The following is an 8,138-nucleotide window of genomic DNA, read 5'->3' as shown; positions in this document are numbered from 1 at the left end:
GTTAAACTGAAAAAAATAAATATTGCACAGACTTTAAACTCACTATATACTCCCGCCGCTTTTTGACACGGATCACATAACAATCAGTCACAACAACCCTATGGATGGGACCCCAACCTAACCATTGAGAAAAGAAGCTATCCATGAAAATGAAGTACTTATCGCTTGCACTGTTCAGTCTCTTTATTGCACCAGCAACATGGGCTGATATGACTAAAACTCAGCAAGAGCAAGTCATTCAAGCGCTCAAAACCATGCCACAAAAAGCAACAACGCCCTCCCCGCTTTCAATAAACGATGATGACTATCACTTCACATCAACATGGCATTGGGATATTGAAAGCAGCCTCTATGTAGGCGGTGAGCTTGGCTATATTCGCTTTGGTAGCGACACCAGTAGCGATACAGCCAAACAACGTGCAAACGATATTGATGATGGCGGTATGGCAACGTTGAAAGTCGGCAGCTATTTTGGCCAAAACCTGCGGGTGTACGGTTACTTACAACGTAATATTGAAACCGAAGTCTCGTATAGCCTGTCTTTAAATAACGAAAATTTAAGCGCAGAGTTAAGTAGAGAAGGTTACCAGTACGGTGTGGGCGCTGACTACCTGTACCACTTTATGCCAAAAAACTATCTCAGTATTGGGGCACGAATTGGTCACTACGACAACGAGATTCAATACTCTGCTAGCGCTATGGGCGAAACACTAAAAGGGCGAACAAAGACCGATGGACTCGCAACCGGTATCAGCGCCGGTATTGGTCACGAATTTACCGATCATTTCAGTCTTGAGCTTGGCTACCGCTACGAAAAACTCGAAAAAGACGACAATGTCTTGCTAGGCCAACGCATTACCTTTGAAGACACCCATCAAGCCTTTTTGGGCTTGAATTACACCTTCTAAGATTTTGTCTGACGTCACGGTGGCCGATTGTCTCGGTCACCGCTTACAGTTTTACCGTCTGCCGTCATGTTTACGTTCAGCGTGCCTTCTCATTTCTGACTTTTATTTTTTACCAGATTTATCACCTAATAATTATCAAATCACTCAATAATTCAGCGCGTTATTCTCAACGTTTCGATGTTGATGTTTAAACAAAACCCCTACTTTTATCATTTCTTTTTTGTATTGAGTGTTTACTCTACTGCCAAAAATTACTAATTTCGCATTAGAGTTTCATGTTTTTTGTGAACTATGTTCACAGCCCTTTTTATTAGAGATAGCGTGTTTGAAGACAAGCATCGCAAGATACAAAACGTTAGCCTCGCTAACGTCAGTTGGAACACAACAAAAAGGAAATGCGATGAATAAAAAAACACTGATTTCGCTGCTATTTGCCGGTCTTACTCAAGTTTTCACTCCTGCTTTTGCCGGCAGTGCAGACAACACCGTGGTAGAGATCAAGCGCGACACCGCCAAACAACTGAGCCACCAGTACGAGCTGATTGCGCCGACCTTGCACCGTAGCATTAACAGCTACAGCTTAAGCGCGTCACTCTCATCACTCACCGAGCCCCAAACGCGTAGCGCGCGCAGTAAACGCAGCATTGACTCGCAGCTATACAGCGCCGACCGTGCATTGCGTGAAGCGCAAGGCGTCGAAGAAGTGGCCGACCAACTGCTCGAAGTTCGCTTGGCCGACCCAAGCATGCTCGCACGCTGGCAAGCGGGTCAATCTCCGCTGTTCGCCTTTGAACCTGCTGGCGATGAGCAAACATGGACGCAAATCGAAGCATTTGACATTGAAGGCAATACCCATTGGCTCGACGTCTACCAAATGCCAGACCGTCCTGTCTTAGTAGTCGACACCAATGGCAAAGCCTCACTGAAAGCTGGCCTAGAAGTGATGCGCCGCACCCTCGCAGAGCAAAACCCTGCACCGCGTGTCCGTCGCAGCGCCCCAATGATGGCAGCAGAGCCACAACCCATTCACACCACAGTGCTGAAAACGATTCGCCTTGAAGATGACAAAGAACCTTGGATCTCTGGTGCGGCGGAAGTGTATGCCATTGTGACCGGTGTGAACCCAAGCCGTGACGAGCCGACGCTCGATATTGTGGATATGCCTTATTTGGATTACGACAAAACCACCTATCATCCTAATCAGGTAATGATCCACTGGGAGCGTTATCGTTGGGGCGCCGCGGACGTTATCTTGATGGAACAAGACGACGGCACCAACTACAAAGAGCTGGCGCTTAAACTCAACGAAATTGCTAGCGATATCATTGCAGCAATCCCCGATCTTGAAGTGCAAGCTTACGGCGTGATCACCAAAATCACCGGTAAGATCATCGAAGCCATCCCCGACGGCTGGCTCACCAACGATGATGACTTTGTGGACGTGTACTACACCCTCCTCAAAGACCGCACCTACCAAGATCACATCGGTGCTGGCGGCAACGCCACCGCTACGTGGGAACCTTTGGTTATCGAGCCAACTAAATAATCCAGGCTTGGTTTCATTGAGCTAGATAGACAAAACGCAGCCTCAGGGCTGCGTTTTTCGTCGTAACAACAAGCATGGTAGTTGATCGTACTGTAACCCTCCCCAAAAAACTGGTCATTAGCAACTAGAGTTTTTCCGTTTACACTGAAACAAACGGAGAACGCATGATGAAAAAATCACGCTACACAGAAACACAAATCGTAAAGATCTTGAAGGAAGTCGAAGCAGGCCGAAAGGTCAACGAAGTCTGTCGCGAATATGGCATCTCTGATGCAACATACTACAACTGGAAGTCCAAGTATGGTGGGATGGAAGCGTCAGATGTTAAACGGCTTAAAGAGCTTGAGGATGAGAATCGGAGGCTCAAGCAAATGTTTGCCGACCTAAGCCTTGAGCACCGTATCGTTAAAGATATTCTGGAAAAAAAGCTGTAGGGCCAGCGGTTAAGCGCGAGCTTGTCGATTACGCTCGCAAACACTATCAGGTCAGTTTGCGAATGGCCTGCCGCGTAGTTGGCATTAGCGACTCAGTCTATCGTTACCGACCAGATCCACATCGGGATGATGAGGTTATCGCGACGTTGCAGGACGCAGCAGAGCGTTATCCTGCCTACGGTTTTGGCAAATTATTTAAAGTACTTAGGCGCTGGGGACACCGATGGAATCATAAACGAGTCCATCGAGTGTACTGTTCGCTCAAGCTAAACCTACGGCGCAAGGGGAAAAAGCGCCTACCAAAACGAAATCCAGCACCACTGGCAAGTCCAGAGTCGATCAACAGTTGCTGGTCTATCGATTTCATGAGTGACTCTTTGCTCTGCGGCAGGCGCTTTCGTACGTTCAATGTCGTGGACGATTTCAACCGTGAGGTGCTAGCGATTGAAGTAGATCTCAATCTGCCAGCACCACGCATTATAAGGGTGCTAGAACGCATTATTGCTTGGCGAGGGTACCCCAGTAAGCTGCGCATGGATAATGGCCCTGAATTCATCTCGACCACGCTGGCTGAGTGGGCGGAAGAGAACGCAGTTGAGTTGGAATTTATTCGCCCAGGCAAACCAACGGAGAACTCCTATATAGAGCGATTTAACCGAACTTATCGGACAGAAATACTCAACATGTACGTATTCAAAACCTTGAGTGAAGTCCGAGACCTGACAGAAAAATGGATGAAGGAATACAACGATGAACGCCCTCATGACTCACTCGATGATCTGACTCCTTGGGAGTATTTAGCAAGGCATGAAAGTAGGAAAAACTCTAATTTAGAGTGCCACTAAAACAGGGAGGGTTACATTACAGTTGTACGTGAGCGCTTGTTTTAGCATTTCGATATCTTCGGCGACGACGACAGAAAGTTCGGATTTTGATGTGAGGAACCAGAGTTCACATTGCAGTTCATCCCATACCTGTTGGGTTTCATATTCGTCGTGAAATGGTTCGGTGAGTATGGCTTTAACTTGTGCTTGTAGGATTGTGGTGATTGGTAGGGTTGAAGTTTGTTGAAGGTTGGTTATTTTGAGCATGATTAACTCCATGGTATTGATATCATGGAGTTAATATGTATTTATTCTCATTTATGGTTCGGTATTCCTTGTACGGAAAGAGCTCAATTACTGGCGTTTTTTAACTGCTTGTAATGACTTACCTGCATTTGATGCTAGCTCATCAATGATACTGTCTTTTTCCTTAGCGGTTTCTTCCATTAGTTCTAACTCGTTTTCAAGATTATTTAGTGCAGTCTCTGTATCGGCAACCCCATCATCGTATCCCTCGCCGTAGCCATCCATCCAACCTAATTTGTAAGTTTCATCTAAAATTGATGCTTGTTGGTCTTGTAAACTAGTGTCATTACTGTTGTTCGAGCCCATGTTTTTTCCTCATTTGTTCACGCATCTGTTGCTTTAGTCCATCGTCAATAGAGTCTCTTAGCCGTTGGCTTAACTTGACACTACTCCCACCTGATGGTGTTTCGGCTTCACCGTCAGAGCGTGATTTATCCACGCTGCGTCTTCGACTTTGAAAGTCTATGACATTATTTTCACCACTCATAAATAAACCTCCAATATTTGGCTGGGTTATGATTTGTTCTTTTTTACCACATCACCGATCGTTGGCTGAGATACACCGTATTGCTCAGCAAGTTGGCTTTGCGTGTATAGCTTTGAGTTATATAGGCCAGCGATTTCGTTTTTCTCTTCATTAGACAGTTTGGCCTTGCTAAGACTTGGCATTATTTCGGTTATGCTTTGTTCTAGCTCTTTTACTTGATTATTCACTTGATTTAACTTATCCCGCTTGTCCCAAATAGTTCGGAACTCTTCAAGGGAAGTGTTATCAGCTTCAGTTAGAGACTGGCTTAGTGAGCCTTTTAGCTTCTCTGATTGACTTTTCAGATCTTGTATTGCTCTCCTAGTGGTTGCAACATCGGAGCGGGTAAAGCACTGTTGCTGTTTTTGTTCCTGCACCTGTTGAGTATCATTAGTGCTACCATTGCTGTTAGTCAAATCGACCATAATTCATTACCTATATAACTTATATTGGTTGGTATAAGTTATATAGGTCACATATCTTCTTGTCAATACTTATAGCCTCTGTTTCTTAACCCCCCCCAACCTAACAACAAATCCTAGATCGCTGGGTCGGTCGCACCAGACTGGCCCTGTAATCTCGCTCTAAGGCTTATCCTGCCTGACTTCCTACATGATGTAGTTCCAGTAACTTTGGCGACGGCGTCGTCGGTCCGGTCTCTATCCGGTCTTTAGCTGTAATTTTGGCTAGATACCGAGCTGGACACGAACCCTAATGTAAATTTCCTATTTAGGTTTTCCGTCCAGTTTGCCGTCGTCGTCGACGGTAGTTCCATCTGATTCCACTAACCCAACTCTTAGCCCTAACTCATACCAGATCCGCGCTGTAATCCTGTGTGCCATTGGTTTTTCCGGGGTTCGGTTCTGATGTTGAGTGGTATGTATCTGCCCTGATTCGTGCTGTACAGACGAGAGAAGGTTCTGATGGTGGATATCACTCTGATAGGGGAAGTGTGACTCTGTGGTGACTACGTGGCGTGTTTCGGCTGACCGAATGGACAGAGCTTACCGGAAGTAATCGCAGACCGGATATAGACCGGACCAGAAAAGATAAAGGCCCGTAGATTTCTCTACGAGCCTTCTGGAATATGGTGGCCCCTCCCAGACTTGAACTGGGGACCAATCGATTATGAGTCGTGATATGACTGTTTTCGATAAAATCTCACATCATCTCAAATTAGTTTATTTTTGTTTTAATTCAGATAGTTAAAAACATTTCTTCAACTCATCTTTTCTCGTATAGTCTCATTCAGGTACGCTCTTGTTTGACTAAGTGTTTGACTAAAAATCGCCATAGTCAAACAAGGAAATCTTTGAGTGAGGAAGTGTGCGATGTTAACGGTAAGTGCCATTCGTGGACTAAAACCCAAAGCTAAACCCTACTATGAGTGGGACAGCAATAGTGAGCGCGGAACGGGCAAGCTGGCAGTACAAGTGACCCCAAAAGGCAGTAAACGTTTTGTGTTTCGTTACTTTGTAGGCCGCAAAGCGAACTTCATTACGTTAGGCCAGTTCCCGGCTCTGTCACTGAATGATGCAAGAGCCAAACAGAAAGAGCTGGGTGACTTGCTTATTCAGGGGATTGATCCGAAAGAGCACATCGAGACGAAAAAGCGTGACCAAGAAAACGCAAAGCGCGAGGAAGCAAGGAAGGGGTCTATACAGCAATTGTTTGAAGCCTATGTCGCGCAAATGGTGAGGGACGGTAAGCGCACTCACAAAGCCGTTCTGGCATCTCTTGAGAAGGAAGTGTATCCGGTTATACCTCCTGCTACGAAAGCCAAGGATGTAACCACAAACGAGTTAAAACTGGTGTTGGCGGAAATGATAAGGCGTGGAGCGAAAACTCAGTCCAATCGTGTACGCAGCTATCTAATGGCAGCGTTTAACTATGGGCTAAAACACGATAACGATCCTGCTAACTTCATTGATGAGGCTAAGTTTGGCTTAGTGTTTAACCCGATGACGGCCATCCCCAAACAGAAAGATGCAGAGCGCGTGGGTAATCACTACCTGAAAATGGGAGAAGTGATCCAGCTAATCGCTGACCTAAAAGGGGAATATGAGCGGTTTAAGATGGGCGATACCATCCGGTGCCTGATTTTACTTTGCCTCTATACCGGAGGACAGCGACCTTATGAACTGGCGGCTTCTAAGTGGGAGGCGGTAGATTGGGAACAAAAGTCACTATTGGTAAGTCGTGATTTGTCTAAAAATAAGCGAGAGCACATCATTCCTTTGACTAAATCTGCGCTGACGATTCTTCGCCAACTGCGCGAGGTAAACCAAGACTCTGACTTTATTTTTCCGCACCGTTTAAACCGTAATGAGCATATCCGGCTGGATTCGCTTTCTCAGGCCGTTACCCGATACCGAGACGCAACGCCTTTTGTTTCGTCCTTCATCCCCCGCGACATTCGCCGCACCTGTAAAACCCTAATGGGCGAGATTGGCATTTCTAAATCACTCCGAGACCGCATTCAGAACCATGCGCTAAATGACGTATCTAGCAAACACTATGACCGCTATGAATACCTGCCTGAGAAACGAAGAGCTTTGGAATCATGGGAACAACGATTAAACGAAAACACTACTATCACCAATGTAGTGGCATTTGTAGGGAGGGATTAAACCATGTCATCAAAGAAAAAAACGGATACCCAATTGCCACCATTATTACCTCTTGAATACTGCTCAGTGGCGCGAGCGGCGAGGTTGTTAGGTTGCGAGGAAGAGGATATCTATCATTGGCGTGAAATCGGAGCGATAAAGCTATGTGCGGTTCTCAATGGCGAGAATTGCAAAGCGTTCGTCAAGCCTGATTTTCTTTATGGTGAACTAGAACCGGAAGCCATAAAGAACATGAAACTTGAAGAAGAGCTTGCCAAAGTCCACGAGCCAGGAGAGGGTGAGAATTTTCAGATGGATGAGGGACACGTGATTGGATCTGGCCCGATGGAAATCGATGAAAGTCTACTGAATCCAATGGTCGTCTATGATGCTGTCGCTGATGGAGTGTGGATAGAGGCGGATGATGACACGATGGAGATATCAGGACCTAACTTAGTAAGCAGTAGCAAAACAGAGCATGTTGGCTACGAAGGGGGGTTGAAAAATGCAGAGTTAGTGGGCATCCAAGTGCCAGATCTGCAAAACAGACTGGTAGTGATGAAGTCAGACTTGGATAAGCTGCATAAAGCAATACATGGCTTAGCCCCTCTCCCAAACCGACACAATGACTCAGATATAGCTGCAGAGATGGCAGCCAAAGAAAAAGAAGCACAAGCGATTGCCTCCTCTAGAGTTAGCGCTCCGCAAAAGTTAATTATCCAAGAGCTGGCAAAGAAGGTTCTTGACGTTGACGAGATTGAAAACCCTCACAAAATGGCAGAAGCACTACTTTTAGAAATCCCTCAGTATGAAGAAGCAAGACGAAAAATTGGACAAGACAAAGATGTGAAGCGAAGTGTCGCCAGATGGCTTGGCGCCAAGTAAAACAATAACTTATATATCACCCTCCCTTTGTTAGCTTTTTAAAAAGCTACTTCATCAGCGTTAATGTCATAGACATTAGCGCTATCGTCGATACTACAAC

General features: G+C 45.8%; 7 protein-coding genes and 1 pseudogene. 5 read left to right on the top strand and 3 right to left on the bottom strand.

The features are described from left to right. Positions 1–143: 143 nt before the first annotated feature. The 3 genes from BZG84_RS03495 to BZG84_RS03485 all read left to right on the top strand — a co-directional run bounded on the left by BZG84_RS03495 (position 144) and on the right by BZG84_RS03485 (position 3,733). Positions 144–908, top strand: coding sequence for an outer membrane protein (locus BZG84_RS03495; protein WP_077480328.1), 765 nt, complete (start codon positions 144–146; stop codon positions 906–908). A gap of 400 nt (positions 909–1,308) precedes the next feature. Then, on the top strand, positions 1,309–2,454 hold the full coding sequence (locus BZG84_RS03490) for a DUF3103 family protein (RefSeq protein WP_077480329.1): 1,146 nt from the start codon (positions 1,309–1,311) through the stop codon (positions 2,452–2,454). Between the two features lie 167 nt (positions 2,455–2,621). Continuing rightward, positions 2,622–3,733, top strand: a protein-coding gene (locus BZG84_RS03485; protein ID WP_241825750.1) for an IS3 family transposase whose coding sequence is annotated in 2 segments (ribosomal slippage) — positions 2,622–2,874 and positions 2,874–3,733 — 1,113 coding nt in all. Because the reading frame shifts where the segments join, the coding sequence is not laid out codon by codon here. A gap of 24 nt (positions 3,734–3,757) precedes the next feature. Here the strand turns inward: BZG84_RS03485 and BZG84_RS03480 are convergent. From BZG84_RS03480 to BZG84_RS03470, 3 genes and pseudogenes are all read right to left on the bottom strand, one after another. Continuing rightward, positions 3,758–3,979: pseudogene (locus tag BZG84_RS03480) on the bottom strand (hypothetical protein); the annotation flags it as partial. Positions 3,980–4,066: 87 nt separating this feature from the next. Beyond that, entirely contained in the window at positions 4,067–4,324 is a 258-nt protein-coding gene (locus tag BZG84_RS03475) for a hypothetical protein (protein ID WP_077480330.1), read from the bottom strand. Positions 4,325–4,531: 207 nt separating this feature from the next. Then, positions 4,532–4,969, bottom strand: a complete 438-nt coding sequence (locus BZG84_RS03470; RefSeq protein ID WP_077480331.1) for a hypothetical protein — start codon at positions 4,967–4,969, stop codon at positions 4,532–4,534. Between the two features lie 906 nt (positions 4,970–5,875). Between BZG84_RS03470 and BZG84_RS03465 the strand changes: the two genes are divergently transcribed. Both BZG84_RS03465 and BZG84_RS03460 read left to right on the top strand, forming a co-directional pair. Beyond that, positions 5,876–7,174 carry a tyrosine-type recombinase/integrase gene (locus BZG84_RS03465; protein WP_077677983.1) on the top strand — a complete coding sequence of 433 codons (1,299 nt, stop codon included), beginning with the start codon at positions 5,876–5,878 and terminating at the stop codon, positions 7,172–7,174. A gap of 3 nt (positions 7,175–7,177) precedes the next feature. Next, a complete protein-coding gene (locus BZG84_RS03460) occupies positions 7,178–8,038 on the top strand; it encodes a hypothetical protein (protein WP_077481463.1) in 861 nt (286 codons plus the stop codon). Positions 8,039–8,138 lie beyond the last annotated feature (100 nt).

It is taken from the genome of Salinivibrio sp. PR932 (genome assembly GCF_001996125.1).
Lineage (GTDB): Bacteria > Pseudomonadota > Gammaproteobacteria > Enterobacterales > Vibrionaceae > Salinivibrio > Salinivibrio proteolyticus.
This window is presented reverse-complemented; position numbering and strand designations above follow the sequence as displayed.